Origin of the sequence: Streptomyces sp. NPDC055243 (assembly GCF_044544025.1) — a bacterium.
Classification (GTDB): domain Bacteria; phylum Actinomycetota; class Actinomycetes; order Streptomycetales; family Streptomycetaceae; genus Streptomyces.
Genome location: NZ_JBITWR010000005.1, coordinates 507634 through 532943 on the forward strand (window position 1 = coordinate 507634; position 25310 = coordinate 532943).

Here is a 25310-nt window from a genome sequence, read left to right on the forward strand (position 1 = left end):
GACCCCGGTCGACGAGGTCGAAGACCTGGTGGGAGCGGCGGCCGACCGCCGACGTTCGACAAGATCGACTACCGAGAGCGGCGCCACGCGGTCGAATGCGGAGTTCGCCGGGGCACACCCCCAGTTTCCAGGTGCAGGCCGCGCGACCCTGACCGGAACTGGACCACGGACACGCTGTAGGCGCCCGCCCGACGGTCGTGCGATCGCGGCGCCGTCGCCGTTCGGACTCGACCGCGCCCCGGAAGGCGGGTTCGGCTCACGGTCCGCGCCAGAGGTTGGCGAAGGCGGCGTTCTCGATGGTCCGCCTCTGGCGTACGGCCTCCAGTTCCATCACCGCGTCGTGGACGGCGGCCAGAACGGTCGTCACCGCCTCGTCATCGAGGCCGGGCTCCTCGTCGGATCGATCGTCGTCGATGCCCGCGGCCGAGGCGAGGGCGGCCAGGACTGGTTCCTTCTCTTTCCAGCGGTCGGCTGCACGGCGGCTGGCGGGTGTGTCGACCGGTTCCAAGCGTTCCGAGCCGAAGGGCAGTCGGCCGCTGCGCTGCGGCTTCAGCTCACCGTTCTCCTCCAGGGCGGCCTGGTACGCGGCCGAGAGGTCTCGGCCCCGACGCCACAGCCAGTCCTCGATCTGCTCAAAGGGCGCCTGCCGAGTGAGCCCTGCCGCGGCCTCGCCCATCAACCGGTCGTCCAGGGTCGGCTGTTCACCCGGCACGATGCGGTCGCCGTCCACGGCGACCGCCCCCGCACCGATGAGATCGATCAGCTCGGCTCCCGCCAGTGCCAGGGACAGGTCGCCCTGTCCCACGGAATGCTTCAGGTCCATGGCGACGATGAACAGGTCTTTTGCCGTGGTCATGAACGGCTCCCCTCGGAGACATCGACCGGGGTGCGTCCCCGCCGACCGGGCCCGCGTCCGCGGACGGTCCAGCGGCGGGGCAACTGCCACCTCAGTATCGCCCCGCCCGGGAGGGGCAGAGGCTTTTGGCAAGGCGGCGGAAGTTTCCGCGGCGAGGTCAGGACGGCGGGTCCTGGCCATGCTGGGATGGCCGATCCGCTTCGTCCGCCTGTCCCTCAAGCGGCTGCGAACGGTCGACGAGGACGGGGTCATCAGGTGCGTGGCGTCTCCGCACGTGTCCTGCCGCATGGCGGACACACTTCCATCAGCGATTATCCGCTGCCGCCAGGACCTGCGTGAGGCTCCGATCCCAGGTCCCATCTGCCGTCCACCGGCACAGCCGCTCATGGCAGGTCTTCCGCGGCCCATACCGCTCCGGCAGATCCCGCCACGGCGCACCCGTGCGTACCTTCCACAAGAGCTCGTCGATGACCTGGCGGTGATCCCGCCACCGCCCACGACGCCCATTGGAGCGCGGCAACAGCGGCATGATCCGCGCCCAGGCCGCACCGGTCAATTCACCACGACGAATGATCCGACCAGCATCGAACCCCGCCCTACCCCATGTCCTCAAAGGGCGTTCGGGCCCAGCCAGGGTCAGCGACGCGGCCTGTCCGACACCGCCGCCTGATCATTTTCAGGCGGCTCGGCTGACGTCCAGCCGTTCGGACGACGGCTGGTATCCCGCCGCCTTGTAGGTGGCGACGGCGGCAGTGTTCGAGCTCTCTGCGCTGACGAGTGCGCTTGACGCACCCATTTCACGCAGCGCCGCCGCAGCGGCGACGCTGATCGCCGTCCCGTAGCCGTGACCGCGATGGTCGGCGTGCACGCCCATCGGCTCCAGCAGACCGGGCTTGCCGGGCCCGGCCGACCAGACCGTCGCCGCGGCCACCGCGTTGTCCTGGTCGTCGTAGCCGATCAGACAGCGGGCGTCGGCATAGACCGGCCCGGCCGCGAGGACGTGCCAGACCTCCTCGGTGAACTTCTGGCCGCCGAATGCCGAGCGGTGCACTGCGGTCCGCACCCCCGCCGTCTCCGGACCGACCACCTCGACGCGCAGGCCGGAGTCCTTCACCGGCTCGGTGAGGTCGCGGCGCAGCGGCGTCCACGGCTCGTCCAGAATCCAGCCCGCCTCCAAGAGGACCTCGCGGAGCAGGGCGCCGTTGGGGAGTTCCAGGCCGACCTTCCCGGGCGGCAGGACCCCGCGCTCCGGATCATCGAGGTCCGCCAGCAGCTGGCGCGCCAGCTCACCGTCCTGTCGCAGATCCGGCGCGGTCGTCAGGCGCAGCACATCAGGGCCGTCCAGGAATCCGACGGCAACGATCCGCCCGTCCACGCTCCAGGTACGGACCTCCGCGGCCAGCTTCTCTGCACCCAGCGCCCAGGCCCAGCCGAGGTCTCCCGGATGGAGTTGCAGCGGCGTACGGTCGTCCTGCCATTCCCGGAGGGCATCCACGGCCCCGGTCAACCCGTCAACACCCGGCTCGTTCAAAACGATCGTCATGGCCCGCATCTCACACCGTCGCGGCGACCGGCCGCACCTGGTTTTACTCAGCCAGCCAGATCGACAGGACACGCCCAAGGAGCCATACCGGCTCCGGAGGCGGCCACGAACCCACTTCAGGCCTTACACGGAAGGTAATGGGCGAGCCAGTACAGGACGGCGTCCCCCTCGGCCCCTGCACGGTTCGCGTCGGGCGCGCGGATATACCCGGTGGCGCGCCCCTGGGCACCTGGAGGCCGGCGGGCAGTCGGACCTCATGCCAGTCCTCCCGCTCACCCGGGCCGAGCGGTGCCCCTCCGCCCCCACGCCTTCGCCGCGCCCCAGCCGAACTGTGGGCCCGCTGGTACGAGCACCACCGCCGGCCACCGGCCTGACCCGGGGGGGCGCCCTCAGGCAGGGACGAAGACGTCCTCGTCGGCCCCGTCGAGGATGAACCCGTTGTCGAAGCGGACCCGCACGCTCACACGAGGCGCCCGTTCCTGGAAGGCGGTCCACGCGGGTTCCAGGGAGCCGACCTTGTCCTCGAGCTGTCTTCTGCTCTCCGTGGGCATCTCGCGCCCGAAGGAGTCGAGCAGCGACTTGAGCCGCTCGTACTCGCGCACGTCGTCGCTCTCGTCCTGCTGGCCGATCACCTGCTCGACGGTCCCGCCGATGCCCGCCGCCAGGGTCAGGAACCCGACGACGACCCCCGACACCTCGGCCGAATCGGACAGCCGGGTGTCCGCTGCCAGCACCACACGCTGGCCTGCCTTCAGAGTCATCTGCTCCCCTTTTCCCCTGCGTCTTCCCCTGCGTCGGCTACGTCAGCGCGGTGCAGGAACGCCTCGACGAGGCGGTCGGTGAAATGCGTCCAGCTTAGGTTCATGGCGCCCACCAACAGCCTCGAGGTCCTCTGCGTCGCCTCCGCCCTTGACCGGAAGTACCGGCATGCCGAGCAGGACGAGGCGACCAGCAGACGGGTCCGGGCGGCGTGACCCCAGGGTCCCGCGCCCCCACTGCAACTTGACTCGGGCAGCCCGCCCCGCCCCGCCCCGCCCCGCCACCGTCGTCACGTTCGGCACGTCCTTCGGTGTCTCCGCGCTCCATGGCGCCGCCGCGGTGCGTGACACGGGGAGGGGGCGTGTGGTCAGTACGGAACTGAGCGCCGCCAAGGCCGCGGCAGCCCGCCGGACGTCCGCCGAGACGGGGCTTGACGACCTGTTCGCCGTCCTCGAATGAGGCGCCCGCGTTACCTCGCCGCAGCCGCCGGCTCTGCAGACTTCGTCCTCTGGGCAGGCTCAGTACCGGCATCGCGCCGCCCACCGTGGCGCCGGAGACGGCTCTAAGTGACGGTTCTTGTAAGCCCTCGCCGTTTTTCAGGGAGACGCCCGCGCTGCTCTGCCAGCGGCAGAACAGCGGCCGGACCGAACTCGACGATCACTACAGTCCAGTCTCATGAAGACGATTACGACGCGTACGGTCGAGTACCCGGCCGACGGTCTGACGATGATCGGGCACCTCGCGCTCCCGGCCGGTGTCGACCGCCGGCCCGCGGTGCTGCTCGGACCGGAGGGCACAGGGCTCAGCGACGTCGAGCGCCGCCGGGCCGATGCTCTCGCCGAGCTGGGATACATAGCGCTGGCCTTCGACCTTCACGGCGGGCGCTACTTGAGCGACCCCGAGGAGATGCTGGCCCGTTGCATGCCACTGCTCGCTGATCCCGACCGGATGCGGAACATCGGCCATGCAGCGCTCGACGTGTTGCGTACCGAACCGCGGACCGACCCCGACCGGATCGCCGCCGTCGGCTACGGCACCGGGGGCGCCATCGGGCTGGAACTCGGGCGCGACGGCGTCAACCTGCGCGCGATCGGCACAGTCAACGCACTGACCACGGGCCGACCGGGCGAGGCGGCGCGCATTCGCTGCCCGGTGTGGGCCGGGGTCGGGTCGGAAGACCCGATCATGCCGCCCGCGCAACGGAAGGCGTTCACCGCCGAGATGCAGGCCGCGGGCGTCGACTGGCGACTGGCGGTCTACGGCGGCGCCTTGCACGCCTTCCACCACCCGCCGGTCGACCACCCCACGGTCCCCGGCGTGGGCTACCACCCGCAGCACGCGCAGCGAGCCTGGCGCGACGTCGTCGACCTGCTCGCCGAGTGCCTGCCCGTGACGGAGGACCTGGGGGCATGACCCAGGCGAACATCCCGGCCCCCGGCTTGGTCGGCGTCCTGCACTGATCCGGCCGAGCGCGAGGCGGTCCTGAACGACGCGATGGACGGCATCGTCGCGTCCATCGCGATGCCGCTCCCGTCGGACCTGTGACGCCTCAAGCAGCGTGGACGGGTTCGGCAGATCGGGGTAGGGATGCGTTGGCTGGACGGCGGGTCGGGTGAGTCTGCGGGTCATGAGCGTGTCGATGAGTTTCAGCAACACCTCAGGAGGGCCGCCGATCCCGTGACGCAGTGCGCTTGCTCCCGGGCTTCGGAGAGGTCACACCTCCACCCCACGACCTACCGTATGCGCATGAAGGAACGTTCAAGCGAAGTGCCGACCGACCTCTATCCAGAGTTGGCTGAGCCGGGTGGCTTGGGAGAAGCGTTGGCTCGCGAAGCGGCTCGCCACGGGCACGCTGTCGGCCCCATGGAACCCGTTGAGGGGTTCGCCCCAGCGGTAGCCGCATGCCGTGTTCGGGGGAAGGTGCGGTTCGCGGTATACGCGACCAACGACGACGAACGCGAGTTCCGCATCGAGATCTCCGCGGACTCCGGATGGCTCTGGGGTGCCTTCGGCAGCACCGATAGCCTCGCGGTGGTGGCCGCCATCCTGCACGAATGGTGTGAGGGCGCATCGATCGGTCAGCTGCGCCGCGAGTGGACGCTCCTCGCGGATGACCCGCTGAAGGCGGCACCGCCTGGAAGGGTCGTGGCGACCGCCTGGCGACTGACCTTGGAACGCTCGCAAGTGATCAGGCTGGGCGACACCGAACTTGCCGAGGCGCTTTATACGCAGCCGGCCCTGCGCGCCTTCTTCCCGTGGCCGTCGCACGGCCAGTTCAGCCTGCTCAGCAGCACCGCTGATCCGTTCCACAACGAGCTTCCGCGCGTGATTCCGACGATAGACGGGCTGTGGAACGTGGTTGCAGAGGGATCTGCGCAGACACCGTCACGTGTGCTCGGTGCCCGCCTCAGCGCCAGCGAGGCCGCAGCGCTGGTGGCGGCGAACATTCCCGCAGGCAGCGGCCCGGCCATCGAGGGAGGTTGGCCGAAGCGCGAGAGCACCGCCTGACCTACGATCGACGGATTTCGCCGCCCGGTTCGCCGCCATCTCGTCGGTGGCCCCCCGGGAGGCCGTGGCGTTCTGTAGTCCCGTCGGCGGCCCAGCGGCGGTGGCGGGCCCACACGGTCTCCCAAGATCCCAACCTGGCTGGGAGGTCGCGCCAGGGAAGACCGGTGCGGCACCGGTGGACGATCGCCTCCGCAATGCGGCGGTGATCGGCCCACGACCTGCCACGACGACCGGCACTGGAGGGCAGCAGCAGCCGAATGCGGTCCCACCGGTCGGTTAGCTGGTCAGCCGGTCAGCCGGACGTGACGAGGCATCAGGATCAGACCGCAGAGGTGCAGTGCACCCGGCTCGGCAGCGCGGCGGCCCGGCTCAGCCGATCGTCTTGATCACCCGGGCGGGCACCCCCGCGACCACGGTGCCGGCAGGAACATCACGAGTGACCACCGCACCGGCAGCGACCACCGCCCCGGCACCGATGGTCACTCCCTGCGTGATCACGACAGCCGTCCCGATCCAGACGTCGTCCTCGATGACGATCGGGGCGAAGGAGAGGTACTCGCGGCGCTCGGCCAGGGGCAGTGGATGGCCTCCGGTGATGAGGCTGACCTTCGGCGCGATCATGACACCGTTGCCGATACGGATGCCTCCCTTGTCCATGAAGGTGCATCCCTGGTTGACGAAGACGTTCTCCCCGAACGTCGTGTGCAGCCCGCACTCGGTGAAGAACGGCGGGTAGATCATCACCGACTCCGGCAGCGGCCCGCCGAACACAACGGAAAGTAGTTCCTGACGCCCTTCGCTGTCGCTGAACGGAAGTACGTTCAGTCGAGACGTCGCATCGGTCACCTCCACGATTCGTTCCGCATGACGCGCGAACTCGGGTGTCTGGACATACATGACCTGCTCTGTACGGGTAGACATGCGCTGATCCCACCACCGCGCAGGACACTCGATCAAACAACCCTGCACCACACCAGACACAACCTGTAGTTGTGGAAGTAGGGTGGAAGCGTGGATGTTGAAGGGCTGCGGACGTTCGTGGCCGTCGCCGAGACCGGCCAGTTCCAGGCTGCGGCCGACGAACTGGGGATCAGCCAGCAGGCGGTCTCCAAGCGGGTCGCGGCCCTGGAGAGACACATCGAGGTCACGCTCCTGGTGCGGACCTCCCGAGGCTCCCGGCTGAGCCTGGACGGGCAGGTCTTCCTGCCGCACGCCAAGAAGGTCCTGGCGGCCATCGAGCAGGCCGAGCAGGCCGTGCGCCCCGGCAGCCGTCCCTTGCGCGTCGATGTCCTTAACCGGCGCATCTCCCCAGCCCAGGCTGTGTACCGGTTCTACCGCGCCCACCCCGAGACGGACCTGGACGCGGTCACGCTGAGCGAGGAGAACGCCACCCAGGCCGCCCAGGCGGTGCTCGAAGGGACCGTCGACGCGTCCTTCCGTGCTCTGCCGGCAGACCAGATCCCGGCCGGGATCAGCACCGAACGGCTCCTGGACGCACCCCTGGAGCTCCTGGTCGGCCCCGGCCATTCGCTGGCCGGGGCGCCCTGGGTCCGTCCTGCGGACCTGGCCGGCCACCGGATCTGGATTCCAGGGATCAGGCCGGGCACCGAGTGGGCGGCGTTCTACCAGGCGCTGTCCGAGCGCTTCGGCCTGAGCATCGACGCGCTCGGCCCCAACTTCGGTGACGAGGCCCTGATGGACGCACTGGCCGACTCGGGTTCGCTGGCCACCCTCGTGGGCAGCGGAGACCGGTACCTGTGGCCCCAGACCCACGACCTGCGGCGCATCCCGTTGCACGAGCCGACTCCGGTCTACCCGCACGTGCTGCTGTTCCGCGACGGAGACCAGCACCCCGTGCTGACCGCGCTACGCGAGTATCTGCGCACTGCGGGCCCGCGAACCCCGCACGACGTGTGGGTGCCGGACTGGGTAGACCGCTGACCAGACGACCGAATTGCCCATCCAAGGGCGCCGGATGCTCGCCCAGCCGGACGACGGCCAAGACTCGCCGACGCCTTCGCCGCCAACGACGCCGCCCGCGGTCTGTACATCACACGCCGCGAACCTCTGTTCGCCTCCCTCGGCGTGGCCCGGCAGATGGCCATCTAGGGCGTCGCCCAGGACCGCAACGGCCTGCGCCGGGCGTACGACCGGGCCCACGACGCCATGGACCACGCCGACCCGGGCGCCTACCGCCCCGTGTGGCTGCTCGCCTTCTACGACGAAGCCGACCTGCACTCCCTGGCGCGCTCTCGGCCCACCTTTCGCTCGGTGACTACCCACCGCCGAATATCATGCGCACCGATGCCTGGCCGCTCTGCGGCCCTACATGCTCCGCTCCCGGGCGACCGCTCCCGGGCGATCACCGCCAGCCGCCTCGCCCACGCCCAGCTAGCCCAGGCAGATGCCGACGCCGCCACGGTCACCGCGATGTCGGTGCCGAAGGACGCGGCTACCCACCATGCGCGTGTATCGAGGATGCTGCAGGAGTTCGGGACTGCACTGCGCGCCACCGCGCCGGCCAGCTCCACCGCGCCCACCTGGACCGAGCGCACTGCCGCTTGGAGAGCCGCGATATGACCACGGCCCCCATCGACCTCCGCACGTTCACCGCGCTCGAGGCCGCCCGCGGCGACCTGCTCGACGTGTACGCCGAGGTGCGTGCCCCGCTGCTACACCTGCCCAACTACGCGGCCACCGTGTCCGGTGAGAGCCTGGACCGGGGCAAGGCACCGAGCCCGGCTTCGTGGCCGCCCTCGCCTATGCGGAGGGCCAGCCGGTCGGCTAGGCCTACGGCAACACCATCGAGCACGGCGACCGGGACTGGCAGCGCATCAGTCCGGCGCCGGCGGCGGAGTACACCGAGCGTCGGGCCGTGGCGTTGAAAGATATCGGGGTGAGCCTGGCATGGCGGGGCACGGGGAACGCGCGGCGCATCCACGACGCCCTGCTCGCCAGCCGTGACGAGCCTTACGTGACGCTCATGGTCAGCAAGGCGGCCGGTGACGGCAAGGTTCACGCGCTGCACCGGTCGTGGGGATACGAGGACATCGGGCAGAGCCAGCCGTCAGCGGCCTCACCGGTTTTCACGGTGATGATCTGTCCCGCTCGCTAGTTGAGCGCACGGCGCAGTGTCGTCAGGACGTCGACGTCGGAGCGCGCGCGGGATCTCCACATACGCCTGGTTATTCGCAGGACGGACCCACCGGTGTTCAGGTACCGTATGACTCCGGACCACGCCGCGTGAGACGAACGGAAGGAGGCGAGTGCCGTGCATTTCTCAACCATCCAGCGCTCCCTCCCCGTTAGCCCGGTGTGGCACCTCTGATCCGACCGGGAGCGCTCTGCCGTACGCATCCCGGAGGAACCCATGACCGATACGGTCATCCGCGCGCTCGACGAGAGCGACGCCCATCTGTTCGACGCACACCCCGACCCGTTGAACGCCCGTGCCGCGCACCAGCGGACCACGCATCGTCCCCACTGGAAGCGGGTGGCCCTGCGCGACGGCGTCGTCGTCGCCCGCGGCGCCTGGTGGGGCGGTCCCGATGACGAGGAACCCATCAACCTCAACTGGTTCGACGTCGCCGAGGGCGAGGTCGAGGCGGGGGCCGAACTCCTGCGCTCCGCCCCGTGGCGGGTCGAACTCGAGCTCAACCTGCCCGGCGACTGGCGCGAGCACCCCGCCCTGGCCGCGGCCGCCGAGACTCGCTTCGCCGCCGCCCGGGCCGCAGGCTACGAACTCCTGGTGGAACGCTTCCTGTACCGCTGGACCCCGGAACTCGGGCTGCCGGAGCGACCCGGTCGCCTCGTCTTCGGCCCCGAGCCCGACGACTCGGTCTTCTTCGACGCGCTGCGCCGCATCCACGCGGCCACGCTGGACGCCCACGCGCTGAAGGCCATCGAGGAGGGCGGCCTCGACCAGGCCGCGCGGCAAGAACTGGAATTCTTCCACTGGTGCCCCTCCCCGCGGGAATGGTGGCAGCTCGCCCGCACCCCGGAAGGCGAAATGGCCGGCATCCACATCCCGGCGCACAACCCCTCCGGACCGACCGTCGGGTTCATCGGCGTCCTGCCGGAGCACCGCGGCCATGGTTACGCCTACGACCTCCTCGCCGAGTGCACCCACTTCCTGGTGAACCAGGGCGCGGAGGCCGTCACCGGTGCCACGGACCGGGGCAACTTCCCGATGGCCGCGAACTTCACCAAGGCCGGTTTCCCCGTGGTGCGCGAACGCATCAACTTCCACCCCGTTGCCCGGACCACCTCCAGTGCCCGCTGACATCACCGGCTGACACCAGCAGTGGCTGTCGTGGGCCATCACTGGCGAACCCGCACGGCAGCCGTAGTCCTGTCGATCGTGAGGGCGGTTCTGGTCGAACAGGTTGCCTGGGCAGGTGATTTCGGCTGGTTGGGCGCATGAAGGCAGGACCTCCGGTGCAGCACGAGGGTTGCGAAGCCAATTCGTCTGCCCCGGAGGTCCTGTTGTCGCAGTTCTACGCCGTCTGTGTCGTGGTGCGCTGCTGCGGGGTGTCTCCCGGCTGTTCCTGGCGCCGTTCCGACCACCGGGACGTCGAACCAGCTCCGGCTACGCCGGCGAGGGGTACAGCCATCCCGCACCATCCGGGCCGAGCCCGACAGACGTTGCTGCGATGCGGGCCACGGCTCGGGAGTACGACGGTCCGATCGCACTCCTCGTTTACGCTCCCGGCGGGGTGGGCCCCTTCTCCGGCCTGATCACCCGGCGTCGACGATGGGGACGCGTTCACAAGCAAGGCAGCAACGGTCCGTCCGCCCCCACCGAGATTCGAGGCGCTGGGGTCACTACCCGAAGGGGCGGGCGCTCGCGCCTGCCCCTTCCGCCTGCTGCCCCAGCGCCGCCCGTACGTGGCGCCCCAGGCCGGGCCGACCGGTCGATCCTGATCAGGATGTTCGCCCCGCCATGTCAGTTCTTCACTTCCATCTGCCCCATCATGCCCATGGTCAGGTGACCCATCAGGTGACAGTGGTACATGAACCTGCCGGTGTAGTCGGTGAACTTGATCTTCACTCGGGCCTTCTTGCCCGGCATCACCGTGATGGTGTCCTTCAGCCCGGCCTCGCTCGGCCCGGGCGCCTGACCGTCCCGGTCCACCACCAGGAAATGCTCAAGGTGCGTATGGAGGGAATGCGGGATGCCGAACCTGGTGTCCGTGTTCTCGATCGTCCAGATCTCCGTGTCACCGATCTTGGGCCTCAGATCCACCCGGTTGACGTCGAAATGCTTGTTGTTGATCAGGTGGTGACCCGAGGCCGGGTCGAAGGACATGACGAAGTTGCGCTCCACGGTGGCCTTGCCCAAGTCAGGGGCGGGACGCAGCACATCGGGAACCTGGCTCGGGTCCTCGGCGTCGCGCACCACGTCGAACCGCATGATCTCGGGGGGCTCGCCGGGAAAGGCGATCAGGTTGCGCAACACGATCTTCGAGCCGACCGGGAAGCGAGAGAAGTCGATCACGACCTCCTGGCGCTCGGCCGGCCAGATCTCCACCGCTTTGGTCGGTACCGGGGCCGGCAGCAGACCGCCGTCGGAGGAGATGTGCGTCATCTCGTGGCCTTCCTCCCCCAACTGGAGCAGGAAGGCACGCTCGTTGGCGGTGTTGGTCAGCCGGAACCGGTACTTGCGGGCCGCCACCTTGAAGAACGGGCGCGGGGTGCCGTTCACCAGGATGGTCGGCCGGTCCCTGAAGTCTTCCAGGTCGTAGACGAGTGTTCCGTCGGCCGCGAACTTGGCGTCCCGCAGATACAGCGGGACGTCGTACCGGCCCTTGGGAAGCGGGAGCCGCTCCTCGAACTCGTCGGTCAGCACATAGCCGGCGGCGACACCCCGGTAGATGTTCTCTGCGTGCGCCTCGTGCGAGTGGTCGTGGATCCACATCGTCGACGCCTGCTGCGTATTGGGGTAGATGAACGCCCGGCTCATGCCCGGCGCGTTCTCGTCGTGGGGGTGGCCGTCGTACCGGGCCGGCACGTGTCCGCCGTGCAGGTGCATGGAGAACGGCACATCCAGCTCGTTGACCTGCTGAATGACCACCGGGCGCCCCCGGGTGGCCCGGATGACGGGGGTCAGCTCCCCGTTGAAGGTGCGCATCTTGGTGGTGGTCCCGGGCAGGATGGTGGTCTCCACCTCGCGCGTCGCCAGCCGGTAGTAGTCGTACTCCGTGAACCCGGCGATGGGACGGCCCTTGGTACGGGCCGGGCGCAGCGCGCGGGGCACCCGCAGCGGCACACGGAACATCGGCTCGGCCGCGACCGCCTTGGACGCCGTCCCCGTCGTATTGACAGCCAGCGCGGCGCCGGATCCGGCCACCACAAGTCCCGTGGCAGCTCCCGCCTTGAATATCTGTCTGCGCGTCAGCACCGTGTCTCCTCCGCCCGGCCGCCGAAGCCGCCGCCTGTCTCCCCATGCGTTTCTGTACACCGCATTCACCCGGAGTGCGCTCGGCGCTTGCTAGAGCGACGGTGCAGCCGATGACGGGGTCCTCCCAGACGAGAGGGGAGCGGTGAAGTACGCCGCTTCGACGGCCAAGTTGATGTGCGCCGGTGCTGGAAACGACGGAGAGAAGAAGAACTGCATCGGTATCCCGCCGCCTACCCGTCTGCCACCCGTCCACGACGACCCCTACGCGCGCGCCGCAGCGCTGGTGCACGTCCTGGGCCGCTGCCGCTGGCTAGAGCGCTCGAACCTCGCCGTCGCGGCCGCCTGCCCATAGAGCAGGCCCAGGAGCGACTTCGGCATGAACTGAGCCCTGGACAACAACCTCTCGCCGAACTGGCCTTGGACGAGGTGTGGCTGAGGTTCGTGCGCTTCGGCTCACAACGCTTCGACACCGTGAACACACCCGACGCAGATGGCCTGCTCTGCCAGTACGGGACCCACGCCTTCGATGGCCCGCCCGTCTTCACGCTGGACTTTGCCCGGCAGTTCGAGGTCAACGACACTTCCGGCCTGCATGATCATTACATCCAGCTCCACTGCGAACTTCGGTACGAACCCGTCCGTCAACTTCGGGCGCTGGGGCACTTCGATTCCTGCACTGCCGCCCGTCAGGCACCGTCGATGCCGATGGGCACGCCCACAGCGTCCCAGGCGGCGAGGGTGGCGCGGTGTTCTTCGCTGCCCTCGCTGTAGCGGGCGATGGCGGCCCTGGTGGTGAGGCGGGCCCAGTCGGCGAAGAGGGGGAGCTCGCCGACTTCGCCCGAGGTGAGCGCGTCCCACCAGATGCGGCCGGCACGCTCCCAGGCGTTGCCGCCCAGGGCTGCGGCAACGAGATAGAAGGCTCGATTTGGAATGCCGCCATTGAGGTGGACACCGCCGTTGTCGCGCTCGGTGTGGACATAGTTCCGCATGTGGTCCGGCTGGGGGTCCCGGCCCAGTACATCGTTGTCGTATGCCGTGCCTGGCGCCTTGAGCGAACGAAGACCGACGCCGTGGAGTGAGGGCGCGAGCAGCCCGGCACCCACTACCCAGTCGGCTTCGTCCACACTCTGCCCACGTGCGTATTGTTTGGTCAGCGAGGCGAAGACATCGCGGATGGAGATATTGAGGGCTCCGCTCTCTCCGCCGAAGGAGATCGCCGATACCTCCGGAACTCCCGGCCAGACCTCGCTCGCAATCACCTCAGGGCACTGGGTGAAGCGGCTGAAAATCTCCTCGTCGCCGTCCCCGAGGACGAGATACTCCCCGTTCCAGTAGGCGTTGTTGTAGCGCCTGTCGTGGTGCACGACGGCCGCCAGCGGCAAGTTCGACACCGTGATCGAGTCCCGGCCGAGAACCTCCGCCATGAACGTAGAGGCGGCGACAAGGCCGTCGTACGCCTCGTCCACCGCGGCGTCGCCGGTGGGCGGTTGCCCGGTGTAGCGAGCAGCTCGCAGGCGGTGGTGGGACTCGCCGCCTGCGGCATCGAAAACAATGTGCTGGGCGACCTTCTCGACGCCCGGAAGGATCTCCAGCGCGCCGTCTCGCAGGACCACGCCGGGCCCTTCGTAGACCAGGTCCATGGCCATATCCCCGGTCAGCCGCTCCAGCAACGGCAGAGAGACGACGCCGGAGACCAGCATCGGCACAGTGCGGCTGTCCGTGAGGCGCCCACCTTCGAGGCGGCGTGTCCACGCCTGGACCTGGTCTTTGGATACCTGCGCGATCGCACCGATCTCCTCGATGGCGGCGGCGACCCGCCGGGCTTCCTCAGCCAGCCACCGCTCACGGGTCTCGGCCGCCAGCGTGTCGTCCGCGATGTACGGCACCAGTTCCAGCGCCTCGTATCCGCGGTGCACCGTCTCGAACGATCGCCCGTCACGCCGCCGCGCCAGCACCGCACCGTGGCCGTCCCACGCCGTCCGCGACAGCGTCGGCTCCGCCCAGTGCCTGGTTCGACAGAAGTACGCCACAGCTGCGCTGTCGCGCGTCAGCTCCGCATAGATCAACCGGGCCGCCGTACGCAGATGGGCCCGCGCCCGGAGCCACGCCGCGCCACCGGTGGCCAGGCCACCGCCCACCGTACCGATGACCGCTGCCAGTAGAGCACTGTCCATCCCCGCAGGATCCGGGGCGCCGCTGGCTCCGGCAATCGCCCTCCGGACGTATTTCTCCCGCACCCTCCCGCACCCTTCCGGGCCGCTCGGGACGTGATGCGTAGGTGTGCGGGATCAGAGCTTGAGGATCACGAGCAAGACGGCGAGAAGCCCACGCCGCACGGATCGCGGACAGTGCCCAGTGGCACGGGAGTTGGGACGAAGGCCGTCCGCAGGCCCCGCTGGAAAAGTGAACTGGATCACATGCTGTCACAGGGGGCGCGCCGGTGGTGTCTTGAGGTCGACCCGCTCGAAACGAGGGAGACATCATCATGGTGGAGAACATCGATGTGGTTGTGCTGGGCGGCGGATACGCCGGCGTCATGGCAGCCAATCGCCTGACGCAGCGTGACGGCGTGCGGGTGACGCTGATCAACCCGCGCCCCACCTTCGTCCACCGGGTCCGGCTCCACCAGATGGTGGGCGGGACCGACGCCGCTGTCGTCGACTTCCAGGAGGTCCTGGCGGAGGAAGTGCGGCTGGTGGTCGACAGCGTGACGCGGATTGACGCGGCCGGGCGCGGTGTGGAACTGGCGAGCGGTGGTGCGGTCAGCTACGAGTACCTGGTCTATGCGGTGGGCAGCGGGAGCGCCGACCCGCAGGTTCCTGGGGCAGCCGAGTTCGCCTACCCGATCGCCGCTCTGGAGGAGGCGCAGCGGTTGCTGCCGGTCCTCGATGCCACGCCCGCATCGGCCGCGGTGACGGTCGTCGGAGCCGGTCCGACAGGCATCGAGACCGCCGCTGAGCTGGCGGAGCAGGGCCGCAGCGTGACCTTGGTCTGCGGTGGGGTGCTCGGTCCGTACTTGCATCGGCGGGGGAGGCGGTCGGTGGCCGGGCGGCTGGCGGCGCTCGGGGTGAAGGTGGTGCAAGGCCCCGACGCAAAGGTGACGGCGGTGACGCGTGACGCGGTGCGACTCGCTGACGGTCGGGAGCTGCCCAGCGCACTGACCATCTGGACCGCAGGCTTCGGCGTGCCGGACCTGGCCTCCCGCAGTGGGCTGAGTACCGACGTGCAGGGCCGCCTGCTCACGGACGAGACGTTGACGAGCGTGGATGACGACCGCATTGTCGCGGCCGGAGACTCGGCGGCGCCGTCGGGTCTGCCGTTGCGGATGAGCTGTCAGACGGCGATGCCGCTGGGCGCGCGGGCCGCTGACACGGTGCTCAGCCGGTTGGCGGGGGAACAGCCCGAGACCCTCAACCAGTCGTTCGGAGCGCAGTGCATCAGCCTGGGCCGGCGCACGGGCATCTTCCAGTTCGGCAACAGGTCCGACGTCGCGGTGTGGTTGCACATCGACGGTCGCCTCGGCGCGAAAATGAAGGAAGGCGTGTGCAAGGGCATCGTGAGGCATCTGGCGGAAGAGGCGCACAAGCCCGGCGGGTACAAGCTGCACCGCATGAAGGGAGGCGCAGGACGCCGCGAGGCGCTGGAGGCCGCACGCGCCGAGGCACCGGCCAGTGAACGGATTTGCTAGGTCCGATGCGGCCGGGGGAGAGATGATCCAGACATGAGTGATGATCACACTGTCGACCGGGCGACCGAGACCTTCGTCGACCACCGCAGCCTGCTGTTCACCGTCGCCTACGAGATGCTCGGTTCGGCGGCCGATGCCGAGGACGTCCTGCAGGAGACCTGGCTGCGGTGGGTGGCGGTCGACCTCGAGCAGGTGCGTGACCAGCGCGCGTACCTCGTCCGGATCACGACCCGGCAGGCGCTCAACCGGCTGCGCACGATGTCGCGGCGCAAGGAGTCCTACGTGGGCCCTTGGCTGCCGGAGCCGCTGCTGACCACGCCGGACGTGGCCGAGGACGTCGAACTCGCCGAGAGCGTGTCGATGGCGGTGATGCTGGTCCTGGAGACGTTGTCACCGACCGAGCGGGCCGTCTTCGTACTGCGCGAGGTATTCGACGTCGACTACGACGAGATCGCGGCGGCAGTCGACAAGACCCCGGCAGCCGTCCGCCAGATCGCACACCGTGCCCGCCGGCACGTGGACGCCCGGCGCCCACGCGCCGTGGTGTCCCAGCGCCAGACGCGGGCGGCTGTGGATTCGTTCGTGCGGGCACTGGAAGGTGGGGACCTGCAGGGGTTGCTCGACGTGCTCGCGCCTGACGTCGTCTATATGGGCGACGGCGGCGGCGTGAAGCACGCTGCGCTGCGGCCGATCGCCGGCGCCGACAAGGTGGCCCGCCTACTCGTCGGCGGACTCGGCAAGAACACGATCCCGATCTCGTTCTTGCCCACCATGGTCAACGGCAGCCCGGCGCTGTCGCTCCACCTGGACGGTGAGCTGGACAGCATCATCGCGGCCCACGTAGAGGCGGGCCGCATCACCGGCCTGTACGTCGTCCGCAACCCGGAGAAGCTGTCCCGCATCGCATCCGAGACCCTGCTCACCCTGCGATGAAAGCCCCATGGCATGCCGGCGACTTGAACATCAGGCGCAGCACTGGACCTCCTACGGTTCACCTCGCCTGAAACCACAGCGTCCGTCAAAGGGCGGTGAGTGACTCGATGGCCGTTCGGGGGAGACCGCCGGCCACGGCGGTAGCGGTAGCGGTCGGCAAGTTGATGTGGGCGTGGCCGAGGTCCTGTGCAAAGAAGCAGCAACGCGTTCTGACTCTAGAGAAAGATCACCGGCATGGAGATCCTGCGGTATGTGTTCCTTGTCTTCCACCTCTTCGGGTTCGCCGCGCTGATGGGCGGAGTCTTCTTCCAACTGAGAGGGAAGGACCCGGTGGCCAGCGGGTACATGGTGAGCAGCGCGGTCGTCCAGCTGGTCACCGGCGCGGGACTCGTCTGGACCCGAATATCCCTGGACGTACCGGTAGTTGGCGCGAAGATGGCAGTGAAGCTGGCCCTGGATGTCTTGGTGGCAGTGACCGCGCTGATCGGCATGCGCAACAAGCGGCCGTGGGCCTTCTACGCTGTTGGGGCGTACAGCGCGGCCGCGGCCGTGGTGGCCGTCGCGTGGAAGTAGTGTCCCAGCGGGCGGCTGTGGGAAGACATGCAATCGGGGCCCCACACAGGGATTTCCCGCAGGGGCCCGATCTGGGCATGTTGCCTTGGCAGATGGCGATGCCCTTATCTCGAAATGGTGTTCACGTCCGCTGACAGCGCGGCCGGGCGCGGCCGAGCCCGCAACGTCCCCTTGCCTCGATTCCCTGCCCCGGATCGGCTGCCGCTCCGGCCACTACGCTCGGCGCCTGCCGACCTGTCCGGTGCTCCACCCGCATGCCTTGCTTCGGAGTGCTAGAGGTCTCGGGCACCGGGTGTCGCGCTCGCTATCGCTGGACGGGATGCCCTTCGGCACGCCCGTCGACGACGTGATGGACGGCCGGGACGCGCTGCTTCCGGTCGGCATGAACGGGCGACCCCTGCCGTTCGAGCACGGCTTCCCCCTCCGCATGGTCGTCCCCGGCCGCTACGGCGGCCGGGCGCGCCGCGCGCCCATCAAGACGCAGTCCCGGATCGACACCCCGAAGCCGTTCGGCCGGCCCCGGGCCGGCAGGTCATGGTCGCCGGGGTCGACCCGGTGGGCCGAGCCGTCCGGCGCCGTCAGGGTGTGGGCGTGGCCGCCGAGCGGTTCCTCGGCCTCGTCCAGCGTGGCGTGACGCGCGCGGCTCAGGATGTGCGCGGCGGTGAGCCCGGCCACCCCGCCGATCATCGCCGTACGCCGTCCGCCCCGGTCGGCGCCCCTACCCCCGGGCCGGTGTGTCAGCGCCTCTCCTCCCAGCCGATTCGCGGTCGATCGCGGACGCGGTCCCACTGGTGTTCCGGAGCGGAGGAGGAGTGCGGACTGCTCTGATCGCCCGCGGGTCCGAGGCGGCCAGGGGAATCCCCTATACGCCTCCCGATGCGAGCGGCCCCGGCCCCCTCCTAATGTCCTGCGCAGTCCGTCCGCGCGACCGGTGAGGTGTGTCATGGCCCTGGACCAGGAACCCCTGTTCGACTTCATGGTGGTGCGGGCTCCCGAGTCCGTCGACGTGGCCGTGCGGCGCCGCCGCCACGTCCACGACGAGGCGATCGTCTTCAAGGACCAGGGCGTCGTCGCCTTCGAGCCCGAGGACCTGCACACGCCGACGAGCAAATCCGAGCCGGGCAGGGTCGTCTTCCGCCGGGTCTTCTGCGACCCGGCCGGCGACGACGACACGATGGCCACCCGCATCGCCGACCTGCTGCACGAACTCGTCAAGAACCTGCCCCGGTACGGGACATGCGGCGACGGCGGCACGAAGGTGCTGCCCTTCGAGCAGCTCGACCGGCGCACCTACGTCAAGGACGGCGACCAGTACGTCCTGCTGCCCGACCGCCCCGAGGACGTCCCCGGCAACCATCCGCTGCTCGCTGTACTGCACCGCGCGGCCACCGTCGCGCGGGAGGAAGGGGCGGACACCCGGAAATGGGACCCCGCCCGGTTCGCCCAGCGGATCGAGACCGCGCTCGGCGCCCCGGCCGGCGGACTCAAGAGCCTCGTCCTGACGAAGGACGGCGCCCACAGCGAGCCGTACCGCACGGCCCGCCGCGCCCTGTTCGACGCCCTCTACCTGCTGTACATGATGCGCCGCAGGGTCACGGTCAACCTGGAGCACATCATCGACGGACTGCGCGTCCTGCACCTGGCCGAGGCCCTCGTCATCGACGGGATCTACGCGGCGGTGCGCGGCGGCACGGCGCCCGGCGCGGGGGAGAAGGCGCTGCTCACCGCCCTCGCCGCCTTCCACCCCGGACTGCGCGGCTGGACCGGTGCCACGGCGGTCCCCGGGCTGCCGCTCGTGGCCACCCGCGACGACCTCACCGCCTACCTCGAGGCCGCACCGGTCGTCCACCCGGTCTTCGCCCAGCTCTTCCGCTACACCCGCCCCTTCAACGATGTGAAACCGATCGGCGTCGGCGACCTGAAGGTCGTACGGCAGTGGCTGACCGCCTACGTCCCCGGCGAGATCTCCCACATCCACAACGTGATGCTCGGCGAACGCAAACTGCGCGACCACCGGCGCCTGGAGAAGAACGAGGAGACCTACTCCTTCGGCGACACCAGCACCGAGGAACACACGCGGGACACCCAGTCGACCACCCGCCACGAGGTGAAACAGGAAGCGGAACAGGTCGTCAAGACGGCCCTCGGCGTCACCGCCAACGCCAGCGTCAGCTACAACGGCGGCACCGTCGTCGCCTCGCTCGGCGGCGGATTCTCGTACAACCGCTCCTCCGACGCCACCCAGAAGGCGGCGCACAACTTCGCGCGCGAGATCGTCGACAAGGCGGTGGACCGGGTCACGACCCAGACCACGTCCCAGCGCTCCTCCACGCGGCAGTGGGAGACGGAGGAGAAGAACCGGCAGGAGTTCAGCAACATCAGGGGCGAGGGGCACGTCTCCGGGATCTACCGCTGGGTCGACAAGGAGTACACGGCGCAGGTCTACACGTACGGCAAGCGCCTCATGTTCGAGTTCCTGGTGCCCGAACCGGCCGCGTTCTGGGCCGAGTCGAAGCTGCGCTCCCACACCGACGGACTCGTCCTGCCCGAGCCGCCGGTGCCGCCCGTCCTCGAAAAGCCCCGGATCGACTTCGCGCCGGGCGACATCGACGAGGCGAAGTTCCGCGAACTGCGCCGCGATCACGACCTGTCCGGCTTCACGTTCCCCACCGAGTGGCGCCAGGTGCCGATCCTCGTGAACGAGGGCAGCGACGGCTATCTCGCCGAGAAGGACATCCAGCGCGAGCACCTGTGGCACGGCAAGACCTACCAGTGCCGCATCGACGACGCCGCCATGTACCAGCTGACGGAACTGCGCCTTGACGGAAGCGTCGACTTCGAGGACCAGGGCGGCCGGCTGCTGCGCGTCACCGTCAATGGAGTGCAGTGCTACAACCAGGAGGGTGGCGGAACCGACGTCTGGTACTTCCCTGCCCACTACGAGAAGACCCCACCGGCCCCGCAGGGCGGCCCGCTGCCGCTGCACTCCGACACCGTCACGCTCGGCCTCGCCTTCCGCTGGGTGCAGAGCTACGGGCTGTTCGTCTCGGCCACGCTGCACCTCCGCGCCGACGCCCTGCTCGACTGGCAGCACAAGGTGCGCGACGTCGTCTTCAGCGCCGAACGCAAACGCGTCGACGCCCTCAACCAGCGGCGCACCCAGGAGTACGAGGCGGCCCTCACCCAGTACCAGGAGGAACTCGACCAGCTCAAGGCGCTCACCGTTCGCGACGTCCTGCGGGGCGGTTCGAGCGAGGCGAACCGGCTCGTCATGGACGAGGAGCTGAAGAAGCACTGCCTGACGCTGATCACCAAGGAGTTCGACTCCGACGACGCGGACGACCTGCTCCAGATCGACGCCATGCTTACCCGCACCACCGACATGGAGTGGACCCGCTTCGCCCTGCCCGAGCAGCCCGGCGGCAAGCCGCCCGCGCGGGCCCGGTTCACGCACGAGCGCGACCAGGGCGTCGTCGTCCCCGCGATCGACATCGGCGCGGCGCGCGACAAGGGCACCATCGTCCAGTTCCTGGAGCAGGCCTTCGAGTGGCACCACATCTCGTACCTCTGCTACCCGTACTTCTGGGCCGAACTGCCGCGCTGGGTCGAGCTGATGAACCAGGGCGACGACGCCGACCCGGACTTCACCGCGTTCCTGCGGGCGGGCATGGCCCGGGTCCTGGTCGCCGTCACCCCCGCCTACGAGGAGGCGGCGCTGCACTACCTGGCCACCCGCGAGGCGTGGACCGGCGGCCCGGCCCCCGTCATCGGCGATCCGCTGTTCCTGCCACTCCACGAGGAACTGCGCAAACAGACCGACGACCGGCTCGGCGGCGCCCCGGACGGCAAGCCGTGGACCTTCACCGTGCCCACGACGCTGGTGTACCTGCACGGAAGCGCGGACGGCCTGCCCGATGTTGAGGCGGAGCGCGCGGAACGCGAACGAGAGCCGCGGGAGACGGGGACCGGCTGATGCAGAACGTCATGATCACGGCGCGCGCCGCAGCGGGCGCGGGGCCGCCCGCCGTGCCCGTCACCGACCTCCCGGCGACGCCCGAGGAGGAGCCCGAACTAGGCGCGCTCGACGCCTGGTGGCGCCGGCACGTGCTCGCCCCGCACACCGTCGCGCAGGCGCTGTTCCTGACCACGACGGCCGACCCGACGGCCGACCCGACGGTCGAACACCTCGGCAGGCAGCGGCCCTTCCTCGTGCGTTTCGGCGCCGACCACCTCGACGACCTGGCCACCGCCTACGCGAACCTCGGCTGGGACGCCGTGGAGCTGGTCGAGCCGCGGATGAGGGAACTGGGCCTGCCGGACGGGCTGGTGCGGTTCCACCGGCTCACCCGTCGCGTCCTGGAGCTGATGATCGGGCAGGCCCTGGTCCGCGTCGAACGGCGCGCCACCGCGTACGCCAAGACGGCCTGGGCGGACGCACGTCGCACGCTTGTCGGCCACAAGGCCGACTTCCGGCCACCGTACGAGGGCTGGCGGACGATGGGCATCCGGTTCGTGCGGAAGGCGACCCAGGACGCCGTCCTCGAACACGGCCACACCTATCTCGTCGCGCTCGACGAGGCCCGGCGACTCGGCGAGAAGATGGCCGACCGCGACCGGAAGGACCCGCCCAGGACCCGCGTCCCCGGCAGCGGCGCCGCCCTGTGGTACCAGATGTACGCGGACGCCCAGGAGGCGGAACTCGACGTCATGCATGGCGCGTTGAGAGAGGTTCACGCGGCGTGTCCGGCCGCGCTGCTGGTTCTCGACGACCTGCCCGACACGCTGCGCACCAGCCCGAAGGACCCGCACCTTCCGTACACCGTGGCCGCTCAGATCTCGGTGCGCCTGGACGGGCTCATCGCCGAACTCGACCGGCTGACCCACGCAGCGGAACACCGTGCCCCGGACACGGAATGGATCACCTTCGAGGCTCCCCGTACCGACGAGCGCGCCGACCGGGGCATCACCCACGTCGAGGCGCGCACCCTCGACATCGTCCTGGCCAAGGGCAGCGAGGAGCTCGGCGTCCTCGCCAATCCCTACCTGCTCGCCGACTTCGCGGTACGGGACGACCGGGCCGGCCCCTGGGACCGCATCGTGCTGCGCCGCTACCGGGCAGGTCTCGACGCCCGGCTGAAGGAACAGGCCAGGGACCGGGCGGCCTGGGCGGCGTTCTGGGACGTGCTGGCCCGGGTAGCGGCCGCCCTGTCGCTGCTCGCGCTCGGCGCCCTGGTGCCCGGCGCCCCGCTGGCCCTCGCGGCGGGCCTCGGCCTGCTGGGCCACGCCGCCTTCCTCCTCGGCATCGTGATGCTCCTGCTGCACGAGATCCTGGGCACCCTGGCCACGGCGGGCACGGTGGAGGCCCAGGCCCGCGCCCGCCTGTTCCGCCTCGGCCGCGACGACCCCGGCGCGCTGCGCGAGGTCGGCGCCCTGGTGGCCCGCAGCGAGGCGCTGCGCCGCGGCCTCGGTGAGGGGCTGCTCACCGTGCTGTTCCGGATCGGCCTTGCCCGCTTCAAGATCCTGGCCGCCGCTCTGGAGGCCGACGACACCCTCGGCGACCTGGAGACACTGTTCGGGCCCGCACCGGTTCCGGAAAGGGCCGAGACGCCGTGAGCACCCTGGGTACGAAGACTGGTTCGGGCCGCCCCCGCGCCTACTCGCCGATGATCGTGAGCAAGCTGGCGGTGGCGGAGGTCCTGCACGACGCCCAGGTGAGCGTCCCCAAGAAGCCAGACGTGGCGGGCGGTGTGAAGGGGCGGCGCATCGAGCCGGCCTGGCGCCGCAACCCGCAGCGCACCGCGGCGCTGCGCGAGGCGGTCGCCCGGCACGTCTCGGCCGAATGGGAGCTGGGCCGCGGCGGCTTCGACCACTTCGACCGCCAGCTCCAGCGGGCCCTGGCCCTCCTGGGCGACGAGAAGGTCACGGCGAGTGCCCTGCTCGGCGAGTACCTGGAGATCGCCTTCCCCGATCTGAAGGAGGTCCGTGTCGTCCTCGGCTTCGCCGACCACGCGCTGCTGCGCCTGGCCAACACCTCGGTGACGGGCGGCAAGGCCGACTTCACCGACAGCCGCGGACAGACGGTCAAGGTGGCCAAGCCCTTCACCACCGTGACCGAGGTGCGCGACGTGTGGATCAAAGAACCGCACCAGGAGAAGGGACGGAAGTACTTCGACCACGGCCGCCTCTACGGGAACGGCGACGGACGCAAGCTGCCGGCCTGCCACGAGTTCAAGTCCGAGGTGACCGGCCGCAGGGACCTCAAGGAACAGATCACCGAGCTGTACAACCGGATCCTGAAGGCCGGAACCGTCCCCGGATCGGTGATCACGTACTGGGAGATGGACCCCAAGACCGGAGTCGAGACCTTCCGGTCCACACCGGTGGCGGACCTCGTCATGATGAGGGACACCGCGGGCCCCTTCGACCGGGTGGGCCTACGGGCCGACACCAAGCAGTTCTCCGCCAGGCCTGCTCTGGACAAGAACAAGAAGCCGTACCTGGCTGTGACCGTGGCCCTCAACTCCACCAAGATCCTCAGAGTTCTGGAGACCTGGCTCGCGGACCCGAGGTGGCAGCGGACGGGGTGGGCGCATCCGTCACAGACCCGGCGCCCTTAACCCGGCCACCCGGGCCGGCGGCCCCGAACGGTCACGCGCCCCGCCTACGCGCCGAGCGTCGCGGCGAGCGCCGCCCGCGAGCGGATGCTCAACTTCGCGTACACGCGGCCCAGATGATGCTCAATCGTCTTCGCGCTCAGCAGCAGCTCGCGCGCGATCTCCCGGTTCGTCAGCCCCGTCGCGGCGAGCCGGGACACCGCGCGCTCCTGCGGCGTGAGCACCGCCGCCGCCGACGCGGCCGGATCCACGCCCACCGCCCGGCGCACCAGCCCGCACCCCGTTAGCTCGCCCTCGCGGCGCCGTGCGTACGGCACCGCGCAACATCATCGAGACCGGCACGGACTCCTACCGCCTCGCCACCACCCGCGCCCGCGCCGAGCAACAGGCCGCTGGCTGAGCGCTGAGCAGCGAGGAAATCCAAGGATGTCATTCAAGGGTTGTGTCGTGCGAGCGGGCGCTCAGCCGCAAGCCGACTTCATGCACAGCAGGATCAGCGAGCAGGCCCTCCGACGGTCCACAAGATCCGGAAGAAGTGGACGCCAACGAGGAGATGGTGCCACGGAAGCCGACAAAGTTGGCGCGGCCGTAGGCGCCTGGCCCGGTCGGTGCAACGCTGGATGCAGGAGCACTCATCACGGGAGCACCCATGGGCTTATTCGAGTTCATTGAGTGGCTGCTCGACCGCCCTGACACCGATGACGGCGAAGAGGACGAGCGTCGCGAGCACTACAAGTACATTTATGGCGTCTACCCGGAGGACGATCCCAATCCGCCTGAGGTGCCGCTGGTCTGACCACTCCAGCATGCCGAGCTCGGTGTCCGGTCGGCAGTGCGGGCACGGGTCGACCCGCTCGTGCAGGGCGCGGCGCGCCTGATCCACGGTGATCCCCTTCGCTCGCGGCGGCTTCGGCGTCATGTCGCAGTGCCCCGCATGCACGTACAGCGCGGGGCGGGCCTGCTCGCCGCGGACCCGCTCGGCCTCGCGGCGTTCCGCGGCCTCGATCGCCTCGTCGAGCCGGTCGACCCACATGGCGTGCCCCGTCCGCAGGGTGCGGAGCCGGGGCAGGTCGGGCGGCGGATCCTGTGCACTTCGCACGGCTGCCGCACGATGCGACCTCGGGGCCACTGCTTCGCACCGAACTGCCTCCCGCGAGCTTCGGAAGCTGCCCAGCGCGCGCCACAGCATCCGCCCGCCCTGCAGCCGGGGGGGCGGGGGGCACAGGCTCACACGGAGGTGTCCGGAAGAAGGAGTGTCCCCTCGTGGCAGGGCCGACCGCGCAGCGGTGATGGGCCGCGGGTTCCGGTGGCTTCGTCACGGGTCACCGAAGTCGGCTCCGGCCGTATCTGCCGGTGCCAGCACCCGCCACGGCGGCGTAGAACACCTTGGGCGATGCGAAAGGGGCGCCGGCCGGGTGGAGTCCTGGGCCGTGGCG

At 69.6% G+C, this 25310-nt stretch carries 20 protein-coding genes and 7 pseudogenes; 16 read left to right on the top strand and 11 right to left on the bottom strand.

The genetic code is table 11. From position 1 onward, the window contains the following. Nucleotides 1-256: 256 nt before the first annotated feature. The 4 genes and pseudogenes from ACIGXX_RS18315 to ACIGXX_RS18330 all read right to left on the bottom strand — a co-directional run bounded on the left by ACIGXX_RS18315 (nt 257) and on the right by ACIGXX_RS18330 (nt 3160). Nucleotides 257-856 (bottom strand): GPP34 family phosphoprotein, encoded by a 600-nt coding sequence (locus tag ACIGXX_RS18315; RefSeq protein ID WP_361470278.1) that lies wholly within the window; start codon nt 854-856, stop codon nt 257-259. Between the two features lie 310 nt (nt 857-1166). Beyond that, nucleotides 1167-1430: pseudogene (locus ACIGXX_RS18320) on the bottom strand (transposase); the annotation flags it as partial. A gap of 102 nt (nt 1431-1532) precedes the next feature. Further along, on the bottom strand, nt 1533-2399 hold the full coding sequence (locus ACIGXX_RS18325) for a GNAT family N-acetyltransferase (protein ID WP_399976772.1): 867 nt from the start codon (nt 2397-2399) through the stop codon (nt 1533-1535). A gap of 389 nt (nt 2400-2788) precedes the next feature. Further along, on the bottom strand, nt 2789-3160 hold the full coding sequence (locus ACIGXX_RS18330; protein ID WP_351172898.1) for a hypothetical protein: 372 nt from the start codon (nt 3158-3160) through the stop codon (nt 2789-2791). 241 nt (nt 3161-3401) lie between these two features. On the opposite strand from ACIGXX_RS18330, the gene ACIGXX_RS18335 reads away from it, so the two are divergent. The 3 genes from ACIGXX_RS18335 (at nt 3402) to ACIGXX_RS18345 (ending at nt 5666) form a co-directional block, all read left to right on the top strand. Further along, nucleotides 3402-3617, top strand: coding sequence for a hypothetical protein (locus ACIGXX_RS18335; RefSeq protein ID WP_399976776.1), 216 nt, complete (start codon nt 3402-3404; stop codon nt 3615-3617). Between the two features lie 216 nt (nt 3618-3833). Further along, nucleotides 3834-4571 (top strand): dienelactone hydrolase family protein, encoded by a 738-nt coding sequence (locus ACIGXX_RS18340; protein ID WP_351172892.1) that lies wholly within the window; start codon nt 3834-3836, stop codon nt 4569-4571. Between the two features lie 333 nt (nt 4572-4904). Next, a complete protein-coding gene (locus ACIGXX_RS18345) occupies nt 4905-5666 on the top strand; it encodes a DUF6193 family natural product biosynthesis protein (protein WP_399976780.1) in 762 nt (253 codons plus the stop codon). A gap of 67 nt (nt 5667-5733) precedes the next feature. On the opposite strand, the pseudogene ACIGXX_RS18350 reads toward ACIGXX_RS18345, so the two are convergent. Beyond that, nucleotides 5734-5946 (bottom strand): annotated as a pseudogene (locus ACIGXX_RS18350) (transposase); the annotation flags it as partial. An 89-nt stretch (nt 5947-6035) separates the two neighbouring features. Continuing rightward, nucleotides 6036-6563, bottom strand: a complete 528-nt coding sequence (locus ACIGXX_RS18355) for a DapH/DapD/GlmU-related protein (RefSeq protein ID WP_351173040.1) — start codon at nt 6561-6563, stop codon at nt 6036-6038. 114 nt (nt 6564-6677) lie between these two features. On the opposite strand from ACIGXX_RS18355, the gene ACIGXX_RS18360 reads away from it, so the two are divergent. The 4 genes and pseudogenes from ACIGXX_RS18360 to ACIGXX_RS18375 all read left to right on the top strand — a co-directional run bounded on the left by ACIGXX_RS18360 (nt 6678) and on the right by ACIGXX_RS18375 (nt 9948). Further along, complete coding sequence (locus ACIGXX_RS18360; RefSeq protein ID WP_399976783.1) at nt 6678-7607, top strand: LysR family transcriptional regulator; 930 nt, start codon at nt 6678-6680, stop codon at nt 7605-7607. Nucleotides 7608-7667: 60 nt separating this feature from the next. Further along, nucleotides 7668-8246 (top strand): annotated as a pseudogene (locus ACIGXX_RS18365) (hypothetical protein); the annotation flags it as partial. Then, nucleotides 8243-8781: pseudogene (locus tag ACIGXX_RS18370) on the top strand (GNAT family N-acetyltransferase). The pseudogenes ACIGXX_RS18365 and ACIGXX_RS18370, both read left to right, overlap by 4 nt. A gap of 255 nt (nt 8782-9036) precedes the next feature. After that, nucleotides 9037-9948 (top strand): GNAT family N-acetyltransferase, encoded by a 912-nt coding sequence (locus ACIGXX_RS18375; protein WP_399976786.1) that lies wholly within the window; start codon nt 9037-9039, stop codon nt 9946-9948. Between the two features lie 663 nt (nt 9949-10611). Here ACIGXX_RS18375 and ACIGXX_RS18380 read toward each other — a convergent pair. Beyond that, a complete protein-coding gene (locus ACIGXX_RS18380; RefSeq protein WP_399976789.1) occupies nt 10612-12066 on the bottom strand; it encodes a multicopper oxidase family protein in 1455 nt (484 codons plus the stop codon). 244 nt (nt 12067-12310) lie between these two features. Here ACIGXX_RS18380 and ACIGXX_RS18385 point away from each other — a divergent pair. Further along, nucleotides 12311-12409: pseudogene (locus ACIGXX_RS18385) on the top strand (fic family toxin-antitoxin system, toxin component); the annotation flags it as partial. A gap of 110 nt (nt 12410-12519) precedes the next feature. Here ACIGXX_RS18385 and ACIGXX_RS18390 read toward each other — a convergent pair. Both ACIGXX_RS18390 and ACIGXX_RS18395 read right to left on the bottom strand, forming a co-directional pair. Next, nucleotides 12520-12666, bottom strand: coding sequence for a hypothetical protein (locus tag ACIGXX_RS18390; RefSeq protein ID WP_399976792.1), 147 nt, complete (start codon nt 12664-12666; stop codon nt 12520-12522). 86 nt (nt 12667-12752) lie between these two features. Continuing rightward, nucleotides 12753-14240, bottom strand: a complete 1488-nt coding sequence (locus ACIGXX_RS18395) for a M4 family metallopeptidase (protein WP_399976795.1) — start codon at nt 14238-14240, stop codon at nt 12753-12755. A 311-nt stretch (nt 14241-14551) separates the two neighbouring features. Here ACIGXX_RS18395 and ACIGXX_RS18400 point away from each other — a divergent pair, with 311 nt between their 5' ends. The 7 genes and pseudogenes from ACIGXX_RS18400 to ACIGXX_RS18430 all read left to right on the top strand — a co-directional run bounded on the left by ACIGXX_RS18400 (nt 14552) and on the right by ACIGXX_RS18430 (nt 23877). Beyond that, nucleotides 14552-15754 (top strand): NAD(P)/FAD-dependent oxidoreductase, encoded by a 1203-nt coding sequence (locus tag ACIGXX_RS18400; protein WP_399976798.1) that lies wholly within the window; start codon nt 14552-14554, stop codon nt 15752-15754. A gap of 33 nt (nt 15755-15787) precedes the next feature. Further along, nucleotides 15788-16687: an RNA polymerase sigma-70 factor gene (locus ACIGXX_RS18405; RefSeq protein WP_399976801.1), complete on the top strand. Its 900-nt coding sequence runs from the start codon at nt 15788-15790 to the stop codon at nt 16685-16687. A 234-nt stretch (nt 16688-16921) separates the two neighbouring features. Beyond that, complete coding sequence (locus tag ACIGXX_RS18410) at nt 16922-17260, top strand: hypothetical protein (RefSeq protein WP_399976804.1); 339 nt, start codon at nt 16922-16924, stop codon at nt 17258-17260. A gap of 307 nt (nt 17261-17567) precedes the next feature. Beyond that, nucleotides 17568-17846 (top strand): annotated as a pseudogene (locus ACIGXX_RS18415) (molybdopterin-dependent oxidoreductase); the annotation flags it as partial. Nucleotides 17847-18203: 357 nt separating this feature from the next. Beyond that, nucleotides 18204-21233, top strand: a complete 3030-nt coding sequence (locus ACIGXX_RS18420) for a hypothetical protein (protein WP_399976807.1) — start codon at nt 18204-18206, stop codon at nt 21231-21233. After that, nucleotides 21233-22873 carry a hypothetical protein gene (locus tag ACIGXX_RS18425; protein WP_399976809.1) on the top strand — a complete coding sequence of 547 codons (1641 nt, stop codon included), beginning with the start codon at nt 21233-21235 and terminating at the stop codon, nt 22871-22873. Before ACIGXX_RS18420 ends, ACIGXX_RS18425 begins: the two co-directional genes overlap by 1 nt. Next, on the top strand, nt 22870-23877 hold the full coding sequence (locus ACIGXX_RS18430; RefSeq protein WP_399976812.1) for a hypothetical protein: 1008 nt from the start codon (nt 22870-22872) through the stop codon (nt 23875-23877). Before ACIGXX_RS18425 ends, ACIGXX_RS18430 begins: the two co-directional genes overlap by 4 nt. A gap of 44 nt (nt 23878-23921) precedes the next feature. Here the strand turns inward: ACIGXX_RS18430 and ACIGXX_RS18435 are convergent, their stop codons facing one another. Next, complete coding sequence (locus ACIGXX_RS18435; RefSeq protein ID WP_399976815.1) at nt 23922-24125, bottom strand: response regulator transcription factor; 204 nt, start codon at nt 24123-24125, stop codon at nt 23922-23924. A 74-nt stretch (nt 24126-24199) separates the two neighbouring features. Between ACIGXX_RS18435 and ACIGXX_RS18440 the strand changes: the two are divergent. After that, nucleotides 24200-24274 (top strand): annotated as a pseudogene (locus ACIGXX_RS18440) (ATPase); the annotation flags it as partial. A gap of 255 nt (nt 24275-24529) precedes the next feature. Here the strand turns inward: ACIGXX_RS18440 and ACIGXX_RS18445 are convergent. Next, nucleotides 24530-24973: a DUF6233 domain-containing protein gene (locus tag ACIGXX_RS18445; protein WP_399976818.1), complete on the bottom strand. Its 444-nt coding sequence runs from the start codon at nt 24971-24973 to the stop codon at nt 24530-24532. Nucleotides 24974-25310: the final 337 nt, after the last annotated feature.